Here is a 21,390-nt window from a genome sequence, read left to right on the forward strand (position 1 = left end):
AATTTGCATTTTCTGTTGAATAAATACTCTATAATTTAGTTTACAACAATTTTAAGATTTTCATTTTGCTCGTCCACATCAAAATATATCGTATTTCCTTCTTTGATATGTGAAGCTACTATTTCTTCCGCCAGTATATCTTCTACATATTTTTGAATGGCACGTTTCAGCGGTCGGGCACCATATTGTTTGTCATAGCCCTTTTCAGCAATGAACTCTTTCGCTTTTTCGCTCAATTCGATAGTGTAACCTAAATCCTTAATGCGTAAGTATAATTTTTTCAATTCAATATCAATGATTCGGAAAATATCCTCTTTACTCAACGGATTGAAGGTTATCACATCGTCAATGCGGTTTAGAAATTCAGGAGCGAATACCTTTTTCAGAGCATTTTCAACGATTGATTTTTCATGTGCATCTGATTGTGAGGTTTTTGCAGCGGTTCCGAACCCAATTCCTTGTCCAAATTCCTTGACCTGTCTTGCTCCAACATTTGAAGTCATAATGATGATACAGTTTCTGAAATCAATTTTTCGTCCAAGGCTGTCTGTCAAAAAACCGTCGTCAAGTACCTGTAATAACATATTAAACACATCAGGATGTGCTTTTTCAATTTCATCTAAAAGCACTACTGAATAAGGTTTGCGGCGTACCTTTTCCGTTAATTGTCCTCCTTCCTCATAGCCAACATAACCTGGAGGAGCTCCAATAAGTCGAGTGGTTGAGAATTTTTCCATGTACTCGCTCATATCAATGCGAATCATCGTGTCTTCTGAATCAAACAATTCCCGAGCTAACACTTTAGCTAACTGTGTTTTACCTACTCCTGTTTGCCCTAAAAATATAAACGAACCAATAGGCTTATTAGGATCCTTTAAACCTGTCCTGTTTCGTTTGATTGATTTGATAATCTTTTCAACAGCAACATCTTGCCCAATAATCTTTTCTTTGATAGTATCGGAAAGTGTTGAAAGTTTATTCATTTCTGTCTGAGCAATTCTACTTACAGGAATGCCACTCATCATAGATACCACATCGGCTATATGCTCTTCTGTTACAGTGTCGCGATTCAGTTTGGCATCTTCTTCCCACTTGCGATGTACCTCTTTTAATGTGGCTTCAATTCGTTTTTCGTCATCACGCAAACGAGCTGCTTCTTCAAATTGTTGACGAGCAACAGCATTATTTTTTGCTTTTACAACTTCTTCCAATTCTTCTTCCAATTCCAAAATCTTTTTAGGAACTTTCATTTGAGTAATGTGGATTCTTGCTCCAGCCTCATCCAAGGCATCTAAAGCCTTATCGGGTAAGAAACGATCAGTGAGGTATCTACTTGTTAGTTTAACACAGGCTTCAATAGCTTCATCTGTATAGATTACATTGTGGTGGTCTTCATATTTTTTCTTGATATTTTGTAATATCTGGATAGTTTCATCAATCGAAGTTGGCTCAACGATAACTTTTTGAAAACGTCTTTCCAATGCACCATCTTTTTCAATGGATTGTCGATATTCATCTAAGGTAGTTGCTCCAATACACTGTATTTCACCACGAGCTAATGCTGGTTTGAACATATTGGAAGCATCTAAACTTCCACCTGCTCCTCCTGCACCTACCATTGTGTGAATTTCATCGATGAATAAGATGATATCATCATTTTTTTCCAACTCATTCATGATAGCTTTCATACGTTCCTCAAACTGCCCACGATATTTTGTCCCTGCTACTAACGAAGCTATGTCAAGGGTAACGACGCGTTTGTTGTAAAGTACTCTTGAAACTTTCTTTTGTATGATTCGCAATGCAAGACCTTCGGCAATGGCACTTTTTCCAACGCCAGGCTCACCTATAAGTAAAGGATTATTTTTCTTACGTCGGCTCAGGATTTGAGAAACACGCTCAATTTCTTTGTCGCGTCCTACCACAGGATCCAATTGTCCTTGTTCAGCTAATAGAGTCAAATCTCTACCAAAGTTATCCAAAACAGTTAGCTTTTTGGCACCTCGTTGTGTTCCTGATTCTTGCTGTCCTTTTCCTTTGTCGGGGGTTGGTTTGTCACTTTTGTCAAACTCTTCAAATTCATTAGAAATATTTCCACGCAAAAAATGATCGCCTTGTGTAGGTTGGAATTTTGTTTTTACAATGTCATAACTAACTCCTAAACGATTGAAAATCTTTGTTGTAGGGTCGTTTTCGTTGCGTAATATACTCAGTAACAGATGCCCACTGTTCACAGTGTCGTCTTGTGAATTTCTGGCTTCTAAATGAGATGCATGCATAGCCCTTTCCGCCTGTTGGGTAAAATGCATGGTGTTATGACTACCAGGATTTAATCCTCGCATTGAAGTTAAACCATAAATTTGCTGACGTAGGCGTTCCAAATCAGTGTTTAAACTCAGTAGAACATCTATGGCTCTTCCTTCTCCCTCTTGTAATAAAGCTAAAATGAGGTGTTCCGTCCCGACTACGGATTGCCCTAATCGAATGGCTTCATCATTGCTATAGGCGAGAATTCTTTTTACTCTCGGCGAAAAATTATCATTCATATCAATTATAATCTATAAACTTGGTATCATATGACAAAAATCATTCCTTTCATTCAAGTACTGCCCTTTTGTCATTTATTTTGAAGGTATATACAAAAAAAGAAGTTATCTTCGCATTCCTTGCATCATTTGCATCATTTTCTTACCGCCTCCTCCTTGCATCATTTTCATCATTTTACTCATCTGGGAGAATTGTTTCATGAGTTGGTTAACCTCTTGAATGTCTCTTCCACTTCCTTTGGCAATACGACGTTTTCGATTGGTATCAATGATGGATGGGTTGCTACGTTCTTTTGGAGTCATTGAATAAATAATCGCTTCGATGTGTTTGAAGGCATCATCATTAATATCCAAATCTTTAACAGCTTTTCCAACACCAGGAAGCATCCCCAAAAGGTCTTTCATGCTTCCCATGCGTTTGATTTGTTGTATTTGTTCCAAGAAATCATCAAATCCGAATTGGTTTTTAGCGATTTTCTTTTGTAATTTTCGAGCTTGTTCTTCGTCAAATTGCTCTTGAGCTCTTTCTACCAGCGAGACCACATCACCCATTCCCAAAATACGATCGGCCATACGCTCAGGATAGAAAACATCAATAGCGTCCATTTTCTCTCCCGTACCGATAAATTTGATAGGTTTATCCACCACCGATTTGATAGAAATCGCAGCACCACCTCTTGTGTCACCATCCAATTTGGTAAGGATAACACCGTCAAAATTAAGCACATCGTTAAAAGCTTTGGCGGTGTTTACGGCATCTTGTCCTGTCATTGAATCCACAACGAAAAGAGTCTCTTGAGGATTTAATGCTTTATGGATGTTGGAGATTTCGTTCATCATTTGTTCATCCACAGCCAAGCGCCCTGCCGTATCGACGATTACAACGTTGTATCCGTTGGATTTGGCATACTGAACCCCTTTTTGAGCAATATCCACAGGATTGTTGTTTCCTCTATCCGAAAAAACTTCAACTCCCACTTGTTCTCCTACAATGTGAAGCTGGTCAATTGCCGCAGGACGATATACGTCACAGGCAACTAACAGCGGTTTTTTGTTTTTTTTCTTTTTAAGGAAGTTAGCTAATTTACCAGAGAAAGTCGTTTTTCCAGAACCTTGTAAACCTGACATCAAAATCACAGAAGGGTTACCTGATAGATTGATTCCCGTAGCGTCTCCCCCCATCAATTCGGTAAGTTCGTCCTTGACGATTTTCACCATTAGTTGACCAGGTTGTAGAGATGTTAGTACGCTTTGTCCTAATGCTTTTTCTTTTACTTTCGAAGTAAAATCTTTAGCTATTTTATAGTTGACATCGGCGTCCAATAAGGCTCTACGTACCTCTTTGAGCGTTTCAGCAACGTTGATTTCCGTTATTTTTCCGTGTCCTTTAAGATTGTGTAACGCCTTCTCTAACTTATCACTTAAATTATCAAACATAATTTCCTCATATTATATTAATATGCAAAGGTAGAAAAATAATTAGAAATGCCAAAAAATAGTTTTTGGCTCATAAAGCAACGGTAGGAGATTTCGTAATTGTTTACGAGAAAGAGTTCTATAGAGAAAACCTACCCAAATCACGAGTGAGTGAAATGGGAGAATTTACCTTTCATTATCTCTAAGGAATTGATCAACTTACAGTTTCGAGTGTAATGATATTTACGATAATGTAATTTGTAATTATACTCCTTGAATATGATTGAGTTAGAAGATGTATAAGTTTGTTGTTATACTTTATGATTTACTTTACTAAGTTCATTTTTTTTGCTTTTTCAAACATGAAATCTTTCGCCGCAGTGTAATCATTCGGGATTTTACCTTCCAAGATAGCTTCTTTGATAGCATCTTTAAGAATGCCTATTTCTCGTGAAGGTTTTAAGTTGAATACTTCCATGATTTCTTCCCCTGAAATAGGAGGTTGAAAGTTGCGAATGTGGTCTTTTTCCTCTACTTCTACCACTTTTTGGCGTACTATCTGGAAATTGTCGCGATATTTTTTGATTTTTTTAGGGTTTTTCGTGGTAATATCAGCCTCACAAAGCGTCATCAAATCTTCAAAATCATCACCTGCATCAAAAACCAAGCGACGTACTGCTGAATCTGTTACGATATCCTCTGCAATTATGATAGGTCGTGAACTCATACGGACTATTTTCTGTACGTATTTCATTTTTTCGTTCAGAGGCATCCGCAGTCGTTTGAAAATTTGGTAAACCATTTTACTACCCAAAAACTCGTGTCCGTGGAATGTCCAACCAATTTTCTTGTCGAAACGTTTTGTGGGAGCCTTCCCCACATCGTGTAGTAATGCTGACCAACGTAGCCACAAATTATCGGTATTTTCGGCAATATTGTCTACAACTTCGAGTGTATGCCAGAAATTGTCTTTATGGCGTTGCCCATCCTGTTCTTCAACCCCTTTTAAATCAATGAGTTCAGGAAGTATGTGATGTAGTAGCCCTGTTTCGTAAAGCAATTTCAGTCCTATGGAAGGTTTTGGTGAGGCTAGAATTTTGTTGAGTTCGTCTACGATACGCTCGTTGGAAATGATTCTCAAACGATCTTTGTTTCGAGCAATAGCTTGGAGAGATTCTTCTTCAATGGTGAAGCCTAATTGTGTTGCAAACCTAATAGCACGCATCATTCTGAGAGGGTCATCGGAATAGGTTATATCAGGGTCAAGTGGAGTTCGGATGATTTTATTCTCAAGATCAGAAAGACCATTGAAAGGATCAATAAGCTCACCAAAATTTGATTTTGAAAGTGATAATGCCATTGCATTAATGGTAAAGTCACGGCGATTTTGATCGTCTTTTAATGTACCACTTTCTACATAAGGTTTTCGAGAATTCGAGCTATAACTTTCTTTTCTTGCCCCTACAAATTCAATGTCTAGTCCGTCACATTTAATCATTGCTGTACCGAAATTTTTAAATATTGACACTTTTGGATTGTCAGGCAATTTTTCGGCTACTTTTTCCGCCAATGAAATCCCACTTCCAATAGAAACAATGTCAATATCTTTTGGAAGTTTGCGTTTGAGGATATAGTCCCTAACGAATCCACCAATGACATAACTTTCTAACGAAATTTCTTCAGAAATATCACTAATTAATGTAAAAATAGGATTTGAAAGAGCTTTTTCGTGATACATACTTATTCTTGTCGAGATTATCGACATATCTCATTTTATATTATTTTCTACTAAATTTTAGTTGCCAACTCAAGGACTTAATTGCAAACAGATACCAAGGCAGGTTAGTTTGACTACTCATTGAATGAATTGATTGTTTTTCGAATTGCTGTGAGCCTTGTTAAAAGTCCCTCAAGTAAGTCGAGGTGAAGCATATTTGCTCCGTCACTTTTAGCGTTGATAGGGTCGAAATGGGTTTCTATAAACAACCCATCAACGTTGTTTACAATAGCCGCACGAGCTATGGTTTCAATCATGTCAGGTCTGCCCCCAGTAACACCGCTCGTTTGATTGGGTTGTTGTAGTGAATGTGTAACATCCATAATAACAGGTGCATAGCTTCGCATAGTTGGAATGCCTCTGAAATCAACTATCAAATCTTGATAGCCAAACATGGTTCCTCGATCAGTGATTAGAGCGTTATTATTTCCGCTGTCTTTTACTTTTTGTACGGCATGTTTCATGCTTTCAGGACTCATAAACTGTCCTTTTTTCAGATTTACGACCTTACCTGTTTTAGCGGCAGCAACTACTAAATCGGTTTGTCGAACCAAAAACGCAGGTATTTGAAGCACGTCCACATATTGAGCGGCTAATTCCGCATCGCTCACTTCATGAATGTCCGTAACTGTTGGTATTCCAAAAGCTTTACCTACCTTTTCAAGGATTCTTAACGCTCTTTCATCACCAATACCCGTGAAAGAGTCAATTCTACTGCGATTAGCTTTCTTGAAACTACCTTTAAATACATATGGTATATGTAATTTTTCTGTAATAGACACTATCTTCTCGGCAATTTTCATCGCCATATCCTCTCCCTCAATAGCACAAGGTCCTGCAAAAAGGAAGAAATTATTTTCTTTACTATTTAACTGAGCCATTTTTTTATTTTCGAATACGTTTTGCTACCAAAAATATCAACAACAGCAAAAAAGCTATCAAAGCTATTCCTGCCGAAATCAATGCAATAAAACTACGCCCCTCCAACGAATTGGAAAAATCAATCAGATAAATATTAACCCCGATGCTGATCACCGAAAGGATTAGTAGTATATAAATTAATATCCTCATTTTGAATGTTTTTAAAATAATGAAGCTACTCCCTCTGTAGCAAAGAGCCCTTTTATGTTGGTTGCAAATAATTTAACAGCAATGGCTAATAATATTACACCAAATATTTTGTGAATCACGCTGATACCTTGCTTACCTAATATTTTTTCTATCTTTTTTGAAGATTTTAGAACAAAATATACGAAAATAATATTAATAAGAATTCCTGCAATTATGTTTTCCACTTGGAATTCAGCTCGTAAGGACAAAACAGTGGTGAGAGATCCAGCACCTGCAACTAAGGGAAACGCCAACGGAACGATTGAAGCTGTTTGAGGTTCCTCGTCACGGTAAAGTGTTATTCCCAAAATCATTTCCAAAGCCAGAAAGAATAAAATAAAAGCACCCGCCACGGCAAAGGACTCTACTGTTACTCCAAAAAGGTTCAGAATCTCCTTTCCTAAAAATAAAAACAAAATTAGTAACAGTCCTGCTACAATAGCTGTTTTTTCTGATTGAATATGCCCCACTTTTTGGCGTAAATTAATGATTATCGGAATACTACCAATGATGTCAATCACAGCAAAAAGTACCATTGTAGCAGATATAATTTCTTTAATATCAAAATTCATCGGTTAATTTTTTGGCAAAAGTAGTAAAAAAAACTCTGAAGTAGAAGTGTTGTTACGTAGGATTATGGGTAAAAATTAATTTAACACTTTTATTCTTAGTTTAATTTATTGATTTTCATACAAAAAATACTTTATGTAAAGTGTTTGGTAAGTTATTTATTTTTCTATTCCACGTATGGAGAAAAGTGTAGTAAATGTCATTTTGTAGTAGGAAGTTTTGTTTTTTCGTGAAAGTAACTAGTTACCTTTGCAATGTACCTGAAGTACTCGTTTATTGCAAAATAGGTTTAAGTTCATTTTCTAATTTAGTTTTTCAGTCGTTTAATTTATTTCTCATGAAAACGATAAAATACGCATATATTTTCCTGTTTTTTGTTTTTGTTTCTTGTCAGATACAAAATAGTGTAGATAAAATAGATGTTTTTTCTATTTTGTAAGAAAAAATCACGTCTATACAAGAAATAAAATCAGATTCTATTATCTTTCCTGCCGAGATTTATTCTTTCGGGTAGTGGATTGTCAGGATAAATCTTTCGAATTACTCTCAAAATATGTTTGATTTCATAAAAAATTATAAATTACAGATTATCAGTCGACACTTTCACTCAATCAAAGTCTTCTGAGATCTACTCCCATCGTAAAAAACGAAAAAACACTTTTTGACAGAGATTATTCCGCAGGATTTCAAGGATTGTCTTTTTAAATCAAATTAGTTACAAAAAGAAACATCTGAAAAGTCAAAGATTTTTGGGCGAGAATGACAAACACTATCAAAAATGAACTTTTACTAGCTCTTACTTTCTAACTTTTTCTTTTTTTGCTCGTAATTTTGTCTGAAATTCCTATTTTTTCGACTACTCAACTTTTTTCGGTTGTTTTTATTATTCCAAACAACCAATACAAAAGCGACAGCCAATCCGATGGTTACATAAATAAATAATTCCATGATTAATTACATTATTTTCTGGTGTCATTATCAATAAGTCCATCTCTCAAACGAATAATTCGATGTGCATGTTGAGCTATATCCTCTTCGTGAGTTACCAAAATGACGGTGTTTCCTTTGCTATGAATTTCGTCAAACAAGGCCATGATTTCATAGGAAGTCTTAGAATCTAAATTTCCAGTAGGCTCATCAGCTAAAATAATAGAAGGAGAATTTACCAAAGCTCTAGCTACAGCTACACGCTGTCGTTGCCCTCCGGAGAGTTCATTGGGCTTGTGCATCATGCGGTCACCAAGTCCAACAAGTTGAAGTACTTCTTTGGCTCTCTCACTACGTTTTTCTTTACCTACACCAGCATATACCATCGGTAAAGCAACATTATCCAAAGCCGTGGTTCGTGGCATTAAGTTAAATGTTTGAAATACAAAACCAATTTCTTTATTACGAATATCGGCAAGTTCCGCATCCGACATTTTACTCACATCCTTTCCATTGAGAATGTATTCTCCCGATGTAGGTGTATCCAAACAACCTAAAATATTCATCAACGTGGATTTTCCAGAACCTGAAGGCCCCATAAGAGCAACATATTCACCTTTTTCTATGATTAAATCAATCCCCTTTAGTACGTGAAGAACTTCACTACCCAATTTGAAATCACGTCTTATATCCTTTATTCTTAGTAAACTCATTAGTTAAAATTTGATATAATAAAGCTACAGGCAAATATACTACTTTTTTTAAAAACTTGCATAAATGAAAACAGCTTTAAAAATAAAAAAACTTCGGAAAGTTATCCAACTGAATGTTAGAAACTTCCCGAAATTGTTAATAGCTAAATCCTCTTCTGTATTCAAAAAATCAGCTAAAAAATATTTCTTATAACGTGTATGTCAATCCAAAATTAACTCCTATTGATGAGTAAGGCGCTGCAGGTGGATTTTTATCAGACCAATCGTATTCTTGTTCAATAAGTGGTAATAATGATTGGAAAGTAGCCCCAGCAGGAGTCTGAGCCATGGCTGTTGCCATTGTTTTAAATTGCTCATAAGAAATTGATTTGCCCGCAATAGTTGCTGAAAAATTATCCAATTTTGATGTTTTTCTACCTACATTGACCATTAGATATTCCCCTTCAACAAAAAGTGAAACATTATCACTGAGTTTAAGTCTGTATCCCAACCCTCCTATAAAACCAAAAGGAACTTTTCCGTGAAAATTAGTTTGGAAATCAACTTTTAAAGGGACCATAGGTATGAAAGAACTTGATGGAGTATGTGGTATTCCAGGAATTGTTGCATTTAAACTGGTAAAACTTTCTGTTTTTCCACCAATTTTGGTAACACCTCCTGCCCTTAGATATATATTTTCAGTCACATTAAATACTGCCGATAGCGAAGCTCCAAAAGCTCTTCCACGTGCTTTCATATCCACCAAAGGAGATTTGTTTGTTTTAACATCTTCTCCGTGTAGGTATCCTACAGATAACTCGACTCCTAAACGTTTTGTAAAAAAATAACCTCCTCGCAATTGTGTCTGAAGACCAGCTCCGTAGCTCCCTTTTAATTCGCTTACACCACTTGCCGTTACTTCACGTCCAACCACTTTTTTGTTGGCTTCAAATCCATAACCTCCGCTAACAGAAATGTACGCTTGTCCATAAACCGCTGTCATTCCGAAAAGTAAGGTTACTACTGTTAAAAAACTTTTTCTCATTTTTGTAATATATTTTTTGCAAACATATAAAAATAAATAATATCTGCAAAATTTATGTTACAACGAAACCTACTTTTTTGTGAAAAAATATCCATTAACTGTGAAAAAAAGAAGCTAAATACCGTGCAACTCCATCTTCTTTATGATGAAATGTAACTCCATAAGCTATTTTTTTCACCTCCTGACGTGCATTTCCTACGGCAATTCCATATTTTACCCCTTGAAGCATTTCCAAATCATTATAATTATCACCAAAAGCCATTGATTCATCCAACGTAAATGGATATTTATGTTCCAAAAGCACTCGAATACCTGTCAATTTTGACACTTTTAAGTCAGAAACTTCGATATACGTATCTTTAGCACGATAAATATGTAAATTTTGTCCAAATTGTGAGTTTAATATAGTGAACATCTCCTCAATCAGCATAGCATCCCCCATTAACATAATTTTATGAGCTCCTATATTTTGTTCCTTCCAATCGGTAATAACTTGAGAATTTGAACGTATTTCTGGAGTAGTTTTCGTATTGTTTTCCTCACGTTGAGCCCAAAAATCATAGTCAGGTACATACCATAAATCATTATGATACAAACTAATATGTATCTTGCCGTTAAACTGTTGTTCATTGAGTTGGACAATTTGCTCAACCAGAGTGATATCTATTTCAGTGGAATGAAGTACCTGACCATCATCGGACAATACCAAAGCTCCATTGTACGCTATCATAGGATAATCAATGGTTTTCAACAAATTTTGTAAATAACGCATCTGCCGAGGCATTCGTGAAGAAACCAATATAAAAGGTACCGTGTCTTTCAAGCGATTAACTTCATAAATAGTTGATTCAGAAATAGTTCTTTCACCATTAAGTAGCGTTCCATCAACATCTGAAAATATAATTTTGCAATCCATTTTAGTTGTTTAATTTTTTGTATATTCTTCTTTACTATGCGATTATCTACTGTGCTTATTTGTTGCACCTTTATGGTTCATCTTCTTAATTTATTCCTATATTTTTATGTATTATAGATAGATTCTATTTGAAATACACAAACCTAATTATTAACACATTACACTCCCAAAACATCACTCATAGAGAAAACTCCTTTTTTGTCTACGATCCATTCGGCAGCAAGTACGGCTCCAAGAGCAAATCCATTCCGATTATGGGCTGTGTGTTTTATTTCAATGGTATCAACTTCACTTTCATAGATTATTGTATGCGTTCCTGGTACGTTTTCAATACGTTTCGCCTTTATTGGGATCTCATTTTTTGGGGCAGCATCTAATTTCCATCCCGTTTTATCTGATTTTTCTATGATCCCTTCTGCCAGAGTAATTGCGGTACCACTGGGTGCGTCTAATTTTTGTGTATGGTGAATTTCTTCAATGGAAACAGCATACTCTTTACGTGAAGCCATCAACTTAGCCAAGGTTTTATTGAGAGCAAAGAACACGTTGACTCCCACACTAAAATTTGAAGCATATAAGAAAGTTCCTTGATTTTCAGCACACATTGCTACGGCTTTATCATAATCTTTCAACCAACCTGTGGTTCCTGCAACTACGGGAACTCGGTGCTTAATACAATTACTGATATTGTTAAATGCACTGTCAGGCGTACTAAATTCAATTGCTACATCAACAGTAGAAACATCGTAAACCGCATCCGCACTATCAATTTTCAAAACTATTTCGTGTCCTCTTTCTAAAGCTATTTTTTCAATGGTTTTTCCCATTTTACCGTATCCAAGAAGTGCTATTTTCATAATATGGTCATATTTTGGTCATTAAGATTCTGAACTACAAAAGTACACCTTTACAAATAATATCAAAAGTTTTAGAAATATATTTTAGTATATTTCCAAAATTCGCTCTTCGTCAAAGCCTCCTTCAACAGAAAAAACAATTGTATATTCTCCTTTTGGCAAATAAACCCTTCCATCAGAGGCTGTTTCTAAAGAAATACGTTTGGCAACTCGTTCAAACATCACCTTCCCTACCGATGAAATGGTCATGTCGTACGGAATGTAATTAAATCCTTTTGAGGTCTTGTAGGTAAATGATTGTAAAGTTACTTTTCCTTTCATAATTTTGATTTGCAACTTCATCTCTTTGGATGCAAAAACTTCAAAATGGGTTATTGGCAATTCAGGAGATTCCCAATCACTCCAAGTATTCCCCCAACGATTAGAATGTTCAACCCGAACTTTTTCTCGTAGCGGAAAGAAATCTTGTGCAACAATTGCAACACGAAGCGGTTGAATTACCTCAAGTGATGATTTGAATACCCCATATCCTGCCGTGGACACTAAAATCTCACTCGTACCATCGTTAATAAATATATCTAAGATACCTGTCGCTGGTAAACTTCCAAATGAGTGCCAACTCTCCCCTAAATTGAAAGAAACATATAACCCACTATCAGTCCCTAAATAAATAATTTGCTCATTTTTAGGATCTTCCTTAACGATATTAATACGTCCATCGGGCAAATTACTACGAAGTTCAGTCCACGTAACTCCCTGATCTTCACTCATAAATATCAGAGGCTCTGGATTCGTTTTGTCAGGGTGAGAAAAGGTTGCAAACACACGTTTTTGATGATGTTTAGACGCAACTAAATTATTAACTTTAAATGCATTAGAGTTAGAAGCATACATGCTCTGCCATGTAGTCCCTCCATTGCTGGTTATATGAATCGTACCGTCGTCGCTACCTACATAGAGCAATCCAACACTCAAAGGCGATTCGGCAATAGCTGAAATAGTAGCATAAATATCGTTCCCTTTTTTCGAACCAATAGTCAAATCTTCAGAAATAGTACGCCAATTTTGTCCTCTATCTGATGAAAAACGCATTTTATTACTTCCTACATATAGTACATCACTGTTGTGCTGAGAAACCAATAAAGGAGTCTGTTTACCAAAACGTAAAGGGGCTTTATTTTCTGAAGTATATAAAGACTTCAAGCGTAAAAAAGTATTCTTTTCTACATTATAACGATAAAAAATACCATTTCCACTGCCTACATATATATCGTTTTCAGAGCCAAAAAGCTGTCGCTGTGATGATATTTTTGTCCAAATATTATTTTTACTCATAAAAACACCTTGCTCACTGGCTAAAAACAGCGATTTTTGATGCTTATCATATCCTATCTTAGTGAATGAAACAGATTGAGGCACATTCCTAAAAATCCAATCTTTACCTTGAGTATATGAAATTGCTAAACCTTTTTTAGACGTCGCGTAAAGCGTATTATTTCGATAATAAATCTTTTCAAAACTATCGTCGAGAGAAACGTTATGTTTACTTTGCCACGACTTTCCCCCATCAAGAGATTCCAATAAAGGATAAGCCCCAATAAAAAGATGCTTATCATTATTAGGATCAACAGTAATAGCTCCAAACTGGTTTCCATTTTGATAAAAAACATCTTCCAAAGGTTGAGAATGTGTTTTTTGCCATGTTTTTCCACCATCGGAAGTTACATAAACCTCAGCTCCTATCACTTCCTGTTGACGAATTCCTAAAAAAATCATCAACCGAGCAGGTGAAGTTATTTCAGCCGAAATCATATCTTTCAGATTTTGAGCAGTATATTTTTTATCTTGCCCTATGGCATGTAAAAAAGCATTGAGTTTATTGTCATCTAAATTTAAAAAATCTGTTTTATTCATTGCTTCGAAATCGCGTTCCAATAAATGTATATTGGTTATTTTAGCAAGATTCCGAGTGGCTACAGACCTTGTTTTTGAACCTCTATTATCCACCACTGCATAGACCTTCTCATCACCATGAGCAGCTAATCCTATTTTACCGATAAAGTTGCCACTCAAAAATCCATCTGTAGACACCTTTGACCACGAAGTCCCAAAATCTTCACTCTTATAAACAGCACTCATACTTCCGTAAGGAATTGATTTCCAAGTGGTAGATTCGTCATGCCACACTGAAGCAAATAGTGTTTGCCCATTAGGAATGTCTATAATTTGGCTAACACCTGCTCTATTTCCAACAAACAAGCTATGTTGCCACGTTTTGCCTTCATCCGAAGTTTTGAAAACACCTCGTTTTTCATCTGCATCGAACGGATTTCCCAAAACTGCAACCACTACTTCATCCGTATTCCGAGGGTTTATGTGAACAGATTCAATGGTTTTAAATTCGGGCAATCCACCAAAAAACCACGAGTTACCTTTATCCTTTGAAGTAAAAAGTCCATAAGGAGTTGCCACCCAAATAATACCTTTACCCCAATGCACAGCAAAAGTTTTTATCTGTTGTGTAGGCTTATTTTGAAAGATATTTTCATAAGTAATCCCTGCATCTTTACTGAGCCATAATCCGCCCGAAGCAGGTGCCACCATCCATTCCAATGGATTATCCTTCCGAATATCAAAATGGTTGATTTGATTACCTATTTCAGGGGTATATATCCTTTCAAATGGGACATTTTTGACCCATGAATTCTGATCCAATTCATTTTTTTGTTGAACAGCCAAAGGAAGAGATTCTTGTGCTAAACTACACAATGAAACGCTCAGTAATCCTATTAAAAAATATTTTTTCATCCTATAAAATTAATCCAAGTTTTTGTTTGTTACTATAAAAATACGGAGTGACCTTCAACATCGGCTGAAAGTTTTATACCGCAGAATACCACTATTAGAGGTGTTGCAAAATTAAAAATTATTTTATTACGATAAAAAATAAATCGGTAAAAGATTGAAAGTGTGATTGAAATCACCGTGTCTACACAAAAATCACAAAATTAAATGTTAAAAAGTTGGTATATTAAATTAAAAGACATATATTGCCCTCATTAATATCTTATCACATAAACAACATGCAGAAAAAGGTAAAATATGAAATGGAATTTGTCATTCAGGTTTCTCCACAAATGCTGTATCAGTATATTTCCACACCTTCTGGACTTTCGGAATGGTATGCTGACGATGTAAATTCAAGAGGTGAGATTTATACTTTTATTTGGGATGACACTCAAGAAAAAGCCCGATTACTTCGCAAAAAAATGGATGAATCAATCAAATTCCGTTGGTTAGACTGCGGTGACGACTCTTATTTTGAACTAAAAATTATGGTCGATGAATTAACTCAAGATGTTTCATTAGTCGTGGTAGATTTTGCCGAACCCAATGATTTGGAAGAATCTAAAATGTTGTGGGAAAACCAAGTAACCGAACTTCGACACGCCTTAGGTACTGCTTAGAATTAATTATAACTATATGAAAATAAACTACAACGGGACATTTCTATCTTCCGAGGAACTTATTTTGTCATGTGAAAACAGAGGTTTCAAATATGGCGATGCTGTTTTCGATACTGTTAAATATACTAATCAAAAATTAGTCTTTTGGGAGGAACACTACCTACGATTAATGGCAGGTATGCGTATCCTACGAATGGAAATTCCTATGAATTTTACTTTAGAATTTCTTGAAAATGAAATTCTAAAAACATTAAATACCAATAAATTAAACAACACCCCCACACGAGTTAGGATGACCGTATCTCGAAAAAATGGCGGACTTTACACTCCCCATACAAATGATGTTGACTACCTCATCGAAGTACATCCTATCTCGTCTATTTTCTATGAATTGCATGAAACGCCCTACGAGGTAGAACTTTTTAAAGATTTTTACCTACAACCTGATTTATTAGCTAATGTAAAACACACGAATCGGATTATTAATATCATAGGAAGTGTTTTTGCTAAAGAAAACGACTATCAAAATTGCATCTTACTGAACAGTAACAAGAATGTTGCAGGAGCATTGAACGGTAACTTGTTTATGGTGGAAGGTAATAAACTCAAAACCCCTCCCCTAACCGACGGTTGCATCAATGGTATTACTCGGAAAGTACTTCTTAATTTGCTAAAAAAAATCCCTGAATTTGAAGTTATTGAAACATCAATTTCTCCTTTCGAACTACAAAAAGCGGATGAACTTTTTATCACAAATAGTATCATAGGAATTCAACCTATCACAAAATATCGAAAAAAAACATACACTAACTTAGTGGCTAAAAGCCTTATCGGAAAACTCAATACAGCCGCTCGATTTGGTGTAAGTTAATAAAATTCTTTCGCAAAATGTACCAATTTAAAATAAACGGGCTGAGGGTATTAACTCTCAGCCCGTTTATGACTTCAATAAATTAGTGATGTTTATTTTTTTCTTGATAAAAGAACTATACCTCCAACAAGAGCAGCTACACCAAGACCTAAATAAACGTACCCCATTGTTTTAGAGTCTTTGTCTTCAGCTTTAATTTCAAACCCTGCTAACTCTATTCCTTTTGAGCTATCATCAATTACTTGATAACCTTTATAACCGCCGAAAATACCGACAATCAATAATACAATTGCAAAAATCTTCTTCATAACATATTTTCTTACTTGTTCAGTCGCAAAGTTAAAAAGTATAAACTTAAAAAACAAACTATTTACGTTTTAATACTTTTTCTACAGCTTTTAGTACGCCATCTTTGTCGAGTCCGTATTTTTTCATTAGCTCGGAAGGTGTTCCTGATTCTCCGAATGTGTCATTCACCGCCACGAATTCTTGTGGAATAGGGAACCTTTGTGTAAGTACACGAGCTACGCTTTCGCCCAATCCTCCGTAGTAATTGTGTTCCTCACAAGTAACGATACAACCTGTTTTCTTTACGGAATTTAAAATAATTTCCTCGTCCAAAGGTTTGATAGTATGAATGTTAATTACTTCAGCGGAAATACCTTGCTTTTCCAATTCATCGGCAGCAAGTAAGGCTTCCCAAACCAAATGTCCTGTGGCAACAATAGTTACATCTTTCCCTTCTGTGAGAAGAATGCCTTTACCAATTTCGAATTTTTGGTCTTCCGGAGTAAAGTTTGCTACCGTCGGGCGACCGAAACGCAAGTAAACCGGACCTACATAATCGGCAATGGCAATGGTAGCCGCTTTGGTTTGATTATAGTCGCACGGATTGATAACTACCATTCCGGGGAGCATTTTCATCAGACCGATGTCTTCCAAAATTTGGTGCGTTGCTCCGTCTTCCCCTAAGGTAAGTCCTGCGTGTGAGGCACAAATCTTTACATTTTTGCCTGAATATGCAATCGACTGACGGATTTGGTCATACACCCTTCCCGTTGAAAACGCGGCAAATGTACCCGTAAACGGAATTTTTCCTCCGATGGTAAGTCCAGCCGCAATGCCCATCATATTGGCTTCGGCAATACCAATTTGGAAGAAACGCTCAGGGTTTTCTTCAATAAACTTCTCCATTTTGAGCGACCCGATAAGGTCAGCACAAAGTGCCACTACGTTAGGATTGGTACGCCCAAGCTCTGCCAATCCCGCCCCGAAACCGCTTCGAGTATCCTTCTTTCCTGTGTCTGTGTATTTCATAATTGTATTTTATTCACTTTTAATTAGTAATTCTATTTCTTGTTTCAGTAAAGGAATGTTTTTGATGACTATCCCCCAAATAATTTCGTCCTGAATATTATCGTAAGCGTGTATAATTTGGTTGCGTAATCCAACGATATTTCTTGCATTAGTAATTTCTGTATTTGGTGCTACTTTTAATATTCGGTTTACAGCTTCGCCTATAATTTCTAAGTCTCTTTCAATGGCACGTTTCAACATTCCATTACTTGAAAAGTAATCAAAATCCTTAGGATTTTCATCAAAATACGACTCAATTTCTTCTATAGCTGTAAGAATATCATAAAGCCATTTATTAACTTGCTTCGGCATAAATAAGTTGTTTTGTTTTATTTATTTCTTCTATAAAGTAAGGATTTTTCAAGGATTTTTCGGTAACTAAATCTACTTTCCGATTGAAAATACCTTGCAAAACAAACAATAAATCGAAATAATTATCGGCATAATCAAGTAAATCAATAGGCTGAAATACCACTAATAAATCAATATCACTTGACTGCTTAGAAAAATCCTCCCGAGTTACTGAACCAAAGGCATATAAAGAACTTACTTTGTATTTCTTACAAGCCGCTACAATATCCTCTTGATGTTTTTGTATTTCTTTCATTGTTATATTAAAAGACTTTATTTGTCCTTTATAATTATATATGTTATTTACAAAAAATCATTATACAAATGAGAACTAAAACTTAATATCCATTGGCAGAGTTTCTCCGTTTCCTTACTTTTGTTTTGCTCTTTTCTTTCAACCATTGTACTTGTTTCCGAGCTTCTTCTAAGGTAACAGGCGATTGTTTGGATAGATTCTCCATACTTAACCTTGCTCTTTCTTGAAAGGATATTTTGTAACTCATTTTTAATCATTTGTATTTATTATTGAACATAAAAAACAATCAAACTTACAACTTAAACATATAAGTTATATATTTTATATATAAAACTTAGTCAACTTGTATATATATTTTCAGAAACTTATATATACTTTTTTGATAAGATATATACATATAATTTTAATAATATATCTATCTGTATAACAACAAATCTATACTTCTTTCCGAAAAGAAAACTATTTTTTATATTTTTCGTACTTGATAACGCGTTGCATTTCCTTTAAATCTATTCCAGGTGTAAACTGAATTTTATTGCTTTTAATTAAAGCAGGATTGAATTTCTCTGCGGTTTCTGCTCCCTCGCTCGAAATAGTAATTCTAAAACTTCCAAAATCACCCAAACGAACAATACGTCCTTCTGAAAGATGTTTTACTAATACTTTGGTTAAATCATTGAGAACCGCCAAAACATCTGTGTCCGATACGGTTGATGAACCTGTCGCAATTTCTTTAGCAAGTGCACGGAAAGATATTTCGCCGTCTGCTTTTGCACTTGCATAAAATTTAGGTTTAGCTTCTTTGTCTAAAAGGTTTTTTCTTTCTACGATGTTGTATTTTACTGCCATAATAATAAGTTTTTTAAAGTTTATAATATATATAAGATGTGATGATTTTAGTTGAGATTTGAAACCAATAAGCGGAGCAAAGTCTGATTTTATGCTTTTTTTCGTTGAAAACTTTGCTCCGTTTGATTGTTGTTTTTCTATTTCAATTCGCTTAAGGCTTTCTCTAATCTTGGAAGAACGTCCTTAATATCTTGCAACGAACATCCGCCCGCCGAAGCTCTGAACCAAGGCATTGTTCGGCTATTTCCAAAGGCAGAAAACGGAACTAATGCCATTCCAGCTTCCTTAATCAGATAGAAAACCAAGTCGGTTGTATCGTTAAGTTTCTCGCCTTTCGGGGTGGTTTTTCCAACATAATCCAACTGAATGGTTAAGTACAAAGCTCCCATCGGACGAATGCTTTCCACAGCATATCCTTTTTGTTTCAATGCCTGAATGCCTTCGTGTAGGGTTTCCAAACTATGTTTAATCTTTCCTTTGAAATCATTTACGAACGCGTCAACCGCTTTTGTGTTGGTAAGGAACTGAGCCATCGCCTGTTGTTCGGGTTTCGGAGCCCACGCCCCAACGTGTGTAAGTAGAGCCGCCATCTTTCCGATGATTTCCGAAGGACCAAAAGCCCAGCCCACGCGAACGCCCGTAGCCGCAAAACATTTGGAAGAACCATCAATAAATATCGTATAAGGCTTCATATCAGGGACTAAACTTACCGGATTAAAGTGTTTTTCTCCGAAGGTAAGCATCGCATAAATTTGGTCATACATTAAGTAAAGAGGCTTTTCGTCGGCTCCACGTTTGCGGTTTTCTTCCACAATAAGTTCGCAAATTTCTCTGAGTTGATGCTCGGAAAACATCGTTCCTGTCGGATTAAGTGGCGAACAAAGTGCTAATAGAACGGCATCTTTCAGGTGCGGACGTAGCTCTTCCGCTGTAGGCAAAAAGTTGTTTTCGGGCTTAACTTCCAGTTCTATTTTCTGAGCAGAATTCAAATACGAATAGTGATTGTTATTCCACGAAGGTACAGGATAAATCACTTTATCGCCCTCATCTACAATAGTTTTAAAGGTTGCGTAAATCAACGGACGCGAACCTCCCGCGATAAGAATATCTTTCGCCGAGTACTCCAATGCGTAGCGTTGTTTGAGGTCTTTCGAAACATTTTCCCGAAGCGAAAGGATACCACTCGCAGGAGGATAGTTCGTAAGATTGTCGGCATACGCTTGTTGAATCCCCTCTTTAAGCTCATTGGGAATGGGATAAATATTCGAATCCAAATCCCCAATGGTTAAATTTGTGATTTTTTCGCCTTTTGCTTTGAGGTCGTTTACTTCGTTTCCAATCTTTACAATCTCAGAACCGATTAAATTTTGTGCTAATTTTGATACTTTCATAATGTTTTTACATTAAAATTTATTCAATGAAAACTAAGTTTTTTATATTTTTATGTTTCTGTTATAAACATCTAATGTTTAAAGTTGCTTTGAGTTTTCTAAGCCCGAACGGATATGAATGTCACGTTGCGGGAAAGGTATTTCGATGTCATGTTTAGCGAATTCCTCAAAAATAATGTAATACAATTCACTTTTGAGTACTACAGGTTTCTGTATGTAAGTAGATGTCCATACAACTAATTCAAAATTGAGGGAATTATCTCCATACTCTACAAACCAAAGAGCAGGAGCAGGTTCTTTAAGTACCCCATGGTGATTATTAGCTATTTTTAGAACGATATCTTTAACTTTTTGCGGATTTTCTTTATAAGAGACCCCAATCGGATAATGAAAACGAACCAATCTATCATTGTGCGACCAATTGGTTACATTGCCATTAATAAACTGAGAATTAGGCACAATTACCGAAATATTATCATTTGTGATGATTCTGGTGGAACGCATAGAAATAGCGACTACATCTCCTGAAATATCTCCCACTTGGATTCTATCACCTACCTTTATAGGTCGTTCAAACAAAATGATGATTCCTGAAATGAAATTATTAGTTATATTCTGTAAACCAAATCCCAAACCGACCCCTAAAGCTCCTAAAAGCCAACTAAATGCTCCTAATTCAAACCCTGCTGATTTAAAAATGAATAAGAATCCAAAGACTAAAATTAAGTATCTGATAATAGTAACAATAGCCGACCGATTTCCCCTCTCAGCAATACGAGTAGCAAAAAACCTGTATTCCAAAAAATGAGTCAGCCTTTTAGCCAGAAACACGAGTAGTACACTCGACACAATCAAATACACCAAAGTTAGTAACGTGAAAGTGCTACCTTTAATATCAAAGATAACAAAGTTCATTACTCCTTTCAGTTTTTCTAAAAAATCGAATGTTGTTTCTTTCATTTCAAATAGAAGTCATATAAATTATGGTGAGGT

23 protein-coding genes are annotated in these 21,390 nt (G+C 35.8%); 3 read left to right on the top strand and 20 right to left on the bottom strand.

Annotated features, from left to right (window positions below; all coding sequences use genetic code 11):
* Window positions 1–35 precede the first annotated feature (35 nt).
* From ACF3OB_RS01630 to ACF3OB_RS01665, 8 genes are all read right to left on the bottom strand, one after another.
* On the bottom strand, window positions 36–2,546 hold the full coding sequence (locus ACF3OB_RS01630; protein WP_042344391.1) for an ATP-dependent Clp protease ATP-binding subunit: 2,511 nt from the start codon (window positions 2,544–2,546) through the stop codon (window positions 36–38).
* A 105-nt stretch (window positions 2,547–2,651) separates the two neighbouring features.
* Window positions 2,652–3,983 carry a signal recognition particle protein gene (gene ffh / locus ACF3OB_RS01635; protein WP_042005644.1) on the bottom strand — a complete coding sequence of 444 codons (1,332 nt, stop codon included), beginning with the start codon at window positions 3,981–3,983 and terminating at the stop codon, window positions 2,652–2,654.
* Window positions 3,984–4,287: 304 nt separating this feature from the next.
* Window positions 4,288–5,700, bottom strand: coding sequence for a CCA tRNA nucleotidyltransferase (locus ACF3OB_RS01640; RefSeq protein ID WP_042344393.1), 1,413 nt, complete (start codon window positions 5,698–5,700; stop codon window positions 4,288–4,290).
* Window positions 5,701–5,813: 113 nt separating this feature from the next.
* Window positions 5,814–6,620: a 3-deoxy-8-phosphooctulonate synthase gene (kdsA, locus tag ACF3OB_RS01645; protein WP_042346131.1), complete on the bottom strand. Its 807-nt coding sequence runs from the start codon at window positions 6,618–6,620 to the stop codon at window positions 5,814–5,816.
* A 4-nt stretch (window positions 6,621–6,624) separates the two neighbouring features.
* A complete protein-coding gene (locus ACF3OB_RS01650; protein ID WP_042005653.1) occupies window positions 6,625–6,810 on the bottom strand; it encodes a hypothetical protein in 186 nt (61 codons plus the stop codon).
* A gap of 11 nt (window positions 6,811–6,821) precedes the next feature.
* Window positions 6,822–7,421, bottom strand: a complete 600-nt coding sequence (locus ACF3OB_RS01655) for a MarC family protein (protein WP_042005655.1) — start codon at window positions 7,419–7,421, stop codon at window positions 6,822–6,824.
* 787 nt (window positions 7,422–8,208) lie between these two features.
* Entirely contained in the window at window positions 8,209–8,367 is a 159-nt protein-coding gene (locus ACF3OB_RS01660; RefSeq protein ID WP_172914084.1) for a hypothetical protein, read from the bottom strand.
* Window positions 8,368–8,378: 11 nt separating this feature from the next.
* Complete coding sequence (locus ACF3OB_RS01665) at window positions 8,379–9,059, bottom strand: ABC transporter ATP-binding protein (protein WP_392448085.1); 681 nt, start codon at window positions 9,057–9,059, stop codon at window positions 8,379–8,381.
* A 64-nt stretch (window positions 9,060–9,123) separates the two neighbouring features.
* Between ACF3OB_RS01665 and ACF3OB_RS01670 the strand changes: the two genes are divergently transcribed.
* Entirely contained in the window at window positions 9,124–9,252 is a 129-nt protein-coding gene (locus ACF3OB_RS01670; RefSeq protein WP_392448086.1) for a hypothetical protein, read from the top strand.
* Here the strand turns inward: ACF3OB_RS01670 and ACF3OB_RS01675 are convergent.
* The 4 genes from ACF3OB_RS01675 to ACF3OB_RS01690 all read right to left on the bottom strand — a co-directional run bounded on the left by ACF3OB_RS01675 (window position 9,247) and on the right by ACF3OB_RS01690 (window position 14,664).
* Window positions 9,247–10,083 carry an outer membrane beta-barrel protein gene (locus tag ACF3OB_RS01675; RefSeq protein WP_095894336.1) on the bottom strand — a complete coding sequence of 279 codons (837 nt, stop codon included), beginning with the start codon at window positions 10,081–10,083 and terminating at the stop codon, window positions 9,247–9,249. The two genes, ACF3OB_RS01670 and ACF3OB_RS01675, sit on opposite strands and share 6 nt — an antisense overlap.
* 94 nt (window positions 10,084–10,177) lie before the next feature.
* A complete protein-coding gene (locus ACF3OB_RS01680; protein WP_042005661.1) occupies window positions 10,178–10,999 on the bottom strand; it encodes a Cof-type HAD-IIB family hydrolase in 822 nt (273 codons plus the stop codon).
* 158 nt (window positions 11,000–11,157) lie between these two features.
* Window positions 11,158–11,856, bottom strand: a complete 699-nt coding sequence (dapB, locus tag ACF3OB_RS01685) for a 4-hydroxy-tetrahydrodipicolinate reductase (RefSeq protein ID WP_095894335.1) — start codon at window positions 11,854–11,856, stop codon at window positions 11,158–11,160.
* Between the two features lie 84 nt (window positions 11,857–11,940).
* The gene (locus ACF3OB_RS01690) at window positions 11,941–14,664 is read right to left on the bottom strand and encodes a WD40/YVTN/BNR-like repeat-containing protein (RefSeq protein ID WP_392448088.1); all 2,724 of its coding nucleotides are present in this window, start codon (window positions 14,662–14,664) and stop codon (window positions 11,941–11,943) included.
* A 275-nt stretch (window positions 14,665–14,939) separates the two neighbouring features.
* Between ACF3OB_RS01690 and ACF3OB_RS01695 the strand changes: the two genes are divergently transcribed.
* Window positions 14,940–15,323, top strand: a complete 384-nt coding sequence (locus ACF3OB_RS01695) for an START-like domain-containing protein (protein WP_042005667.1) — start codon at window positions 14,940–14,942, stop codon at window positions 15,321–15,323.
* 16 nt (window positions 15,324–15,339) lie between these two features.
* The gene (locus ACF3OB_RS01700) at window positions 15,340–16,194 is read left to right on the top strand and encodes an aminotransferase class IV (protein ID WP_392448090.1); all 855 of its coding nucleotides are present in this window, start codon (window positions 15,340–15,342) and stop codon (window positions 16,192–16,194) included.
* 92 nt (window positions 16,195–16,286) lie between these two features.
* On the opposite strand, the gene ACF3OB_RS01705 is transcribed toward ACF3OB_RS01700, so the two are convergent.
* The 8 genes from ACF3OB_RS01705 to ACF3OB_RS01740 form a co-directional block, all read right to left on the bottom strand.
* On the bottom strand, window positions 16,287–16,502 hold the full coding sequence (locus ACF3OB_RS01705) for a hypothetical protein (RefSeq protein ID WP_042005672.1): 216 nt from the start codon (window positions 16,500–16,502) through the stop codon (window positions 16,287–16,289).
* Between the two features lie 58 nt (window positions 16,503–16,560).
* Window positions 16,561–17,514 carry a transketolase family protein gene (locus ACF3OB_RS01710; protein WP_392448738.1) on the bottom strand — a complete coding sequence of 318 codons (954 nt, stop codon included), beginning with the start codon at window positions 17,512–17,514 and terminating at the stop codon, window positions 16,561–16,563.
* Between the two features lie 6 nt (window positions 17,515–17,520).
* Window positions 17,521–17,862, bottom strand: a complete 342-nt coding sequence (locus ACF3OB_RS01715) for a DUF86 domain-containing protein (protein ID WP_392448092.1) — start codon at window positions 17,860–17,862, stop codon at window positions 17,521–17,523.
* On the bottom strand, window positions 17,846–18,157 hold the full coding sequence (locus ACF3OB_RS01720; protein WP_018279063.1) for a nucleotidyltransferase family protein: 312 nt from the start codon (window positions 18,155–18,157) through the stop codon (window positions 17,846–17,848). Before ACF3OB_RS01720 ends, ACF3OB_RS01715 begins: the two co-directional genes overlap by 17 nt.
* A gap of 82 nt (window positions 18,158–18,239) precedes the next feature.
* Complete coding sequence (locus ACF3OB_RS01725) at window positions 18,240–18,404, bottom strand: hypothetical protein (protein ID WP_172919842.1); 165 nt, start codon at window positions 18,402–18,404, stop codon at window positions 18,240–18,242.
* 212 nt (window positions 18,405–18,616) lie between these two features.
* Window positions 18,617–19,006, bottom strand: coding sequence for an HU family DNA-binding protein (locus tag ACF3OB_RS01730; protein WP_392448094.1), 390 nt, complete (start codon window positions 19,004–19,006; stop codon window positions 18,617–18,619).
* Window positions 19,007–19,143: 137 nt separating this feature from the next.
* Window positions 19,144–20,397, bottom strand: a complete 1,254-nt coding sequence (locus ACF3OB_RS01735; protein WP_392448096.1) for a pyridoxal phosphate-dependent aminotransferase — start codon at window positions 20,395–20,397, stop codon at window positions 19,144–19,146.
* Window positions 20,398–20,475: 78 nt separating this feature from the next.
* On the bottom strand, window positions 20,476–21,357 hold the full coding sequence (locus tag ACF3OB_RS01740) for a mechanosensitive ion channel family protein (protein ID WP_119652637.1): 882 nt from the start codon (window positions 21,355–21,357) through the stop codon (window positions 20,476–20,478).
* Window positions 21,358–21,390: the final 33 nt, after the last annotated feature.

The sequence above is a fragment of the Capnocytophaga canis genome (assembly GCF_043187445.1).
Classification (GTDB): domain Bacteria; phylum Bacteroidota; class Bacteroidia; order Flavobacteriales; family Flavobacteriaceae; genus Capnocytophaga; species Capnocytophaga canis.

What these genes read in the sequence shown, in the direction of transcription:
- ACF3OB_RS01630 (WP_042344391.1), bottom strand. Translation starts at nt 2,546, where the DNA reads ATGAATGATAATTTTTCGCCGAGAGTAAAAAGAATTCTCGCCTATAGC.
- ACF3OB_RS01730 (WP_392448094.1), bottom strand. Translation starts at nt 19,006, where the DNA reads ATGGCAGTAAAATACAACATCGTAGAAAGAAAAAACCTTTTAGACAAA.
- ACF3OB_RS01675 (WP_095894336.1), bottom strand. Translation starts at nt 10,083, where the DNA reads ATGAGAAAAAGTTTTTTAACAGTAGTAACCTTACTTTTCGGAATGACA.
- ACF3OB_RS01690 (WP_392448088.1), bottom strand. Translation starts at nt 14,664, where the DNA reads ATGAAAAAATATTTTTTAATAGGATTACTGAGCGTTTCATTGTGTAGT.
- kdsA (WP_042346131.1), bottom strand. Translation starts at nt 6,620, where the DNA reads ATGGCTCAGTTAAATAGTAAAGAAAATAATTTCTTCCTTTTTGCAGGA.
- ACF3OB_RS01655 (WP_042005655.1), bottom strand. Translation starts at nt 7,421, where the DNA reads ATGAATTTTGATATTAAAGAAATTATATCTGCTACAATGGTACTTTTT.
- ACF3OB_RS01680 (WP_042005661.1), bottom strand. Translation starts at nt 10,999, where the DNA reads ATGGATTGCAAAATTATATTTTCAGATGTTGATGGAACGCTACTTAAT.
- ACF3OB_RS01665 (WP_392448085.1), bottom strand. Translation starts at nt 9,059, where the DNA reads ATGAGTTTACTAAGAATAAAGGATATAAGACGTGATTTCAAATTGGGT.
- dapB (WP_095894335.1), bottom strand. Translation starts at nt 11,856, where the DNA reads ATGAAAATAGCACTTCTTGGATACGGTAAAATGGGAAAAACCATTGAA.
- ACF3OB_RS01705 (WP_042005672.1), bottom strand. Translation starts at nt 16,502, where the DNA reads ATGAAGAAGATTTTTGCAATTGTATTATTGATTGTCGGTATTTTCGGC.
- ACF3OB_RS01670 (WP_392448086.1), top strand. Translation starts at nt 9,124, where the DNA reads ATGAAAACAGCTTTAAAAATAAAAAAACTTCGGAAAGTTATCCAACTG.
- ACF3OB_RS01695 (WP_042005667.1), top strand. Translation starts at nt 14,940, where the DNA reads ATGCAGAAAAAGGTAAAATATGAAATGGAATTTGTCATTCAGGTTTCT.
- ACF3OB_RS01650 (WP_042005653.1), bottom strand. Translation starts at nt 6,810, where the DNA reads ATGAGGATATTAATTTATATACTACTAATCCTTTCGGTGATCAGCATC.
- ACF3OB_RS01740 (WP_119652637.1), bottom strand. Translation starts at nt 21,357, where the DNA reads ATGAAAGAAACAACATTCGATTTTTTAGAAAAACTGAAAGGAGTAATG.
- ACF3OB_RS01660 (WP_172914084.1), bottom strand. Translation starts at nt 8,367, where the DNA reads ATGGAATTATTTATTTATGTAACCATCGGATTGGCTGTCGCTTTTGTA.
- ACF3OB_RS01700 (WP_392448090.1), top strand. Translation starts at nt 15,340, where the DNA reads ATGAAAATAAACTACAACGGGACATTTCTATCTTCCGAGGAACTTATT.
- ffh (WP_042005644.1), bottom strand. Translation starts at nt 3,983, where the DNA reads ATGTTTGATAATTTAAGTGATAAGTTAGAGAAGGCGTTACACAATCTT.
- ACF3OB_RS01720 (WP_018279063.1), bottom strand. Translation starts at nt 18,157, where the DNA reads ATGAAAGAAATACAAAAACATCAAGAGGATATTGTAGCGGCTTGTAAG.
- ACF3OB_RS01715 (WP_392448092.1), bottom strand. Translation starts at nt 17,862, where the DNA reads ATGCCGAAGCAAGTTAATAAATGGCTTTATGATATTCTTACAGCTATA.
- ACF3OB_RS01725 (WP_172919842.1), bottom strand. Translation starts at nt 18,404, where the DNA reads ATGAGTTACAAAATATCCTTTCAAGAAAGAGCAAGGTTAAGTATGGAG.
- ACF3OB_RS01640 (WP_042344393.1), bottom strand. Translation starts at nt 5,700, where the DNA reads ATGTATCACGAAAAAGCTCTTTCAAATCCTATTTTTACATTAATTAGT.
- ACF3OB_RS01735 (WP_392448096.1), bottom strand. Translation starts at nt 20,397, where the DNA reads ATGAAAGTATCAAAATTAGCACAAAATTTAATCGGTTCTGAGATTGTA.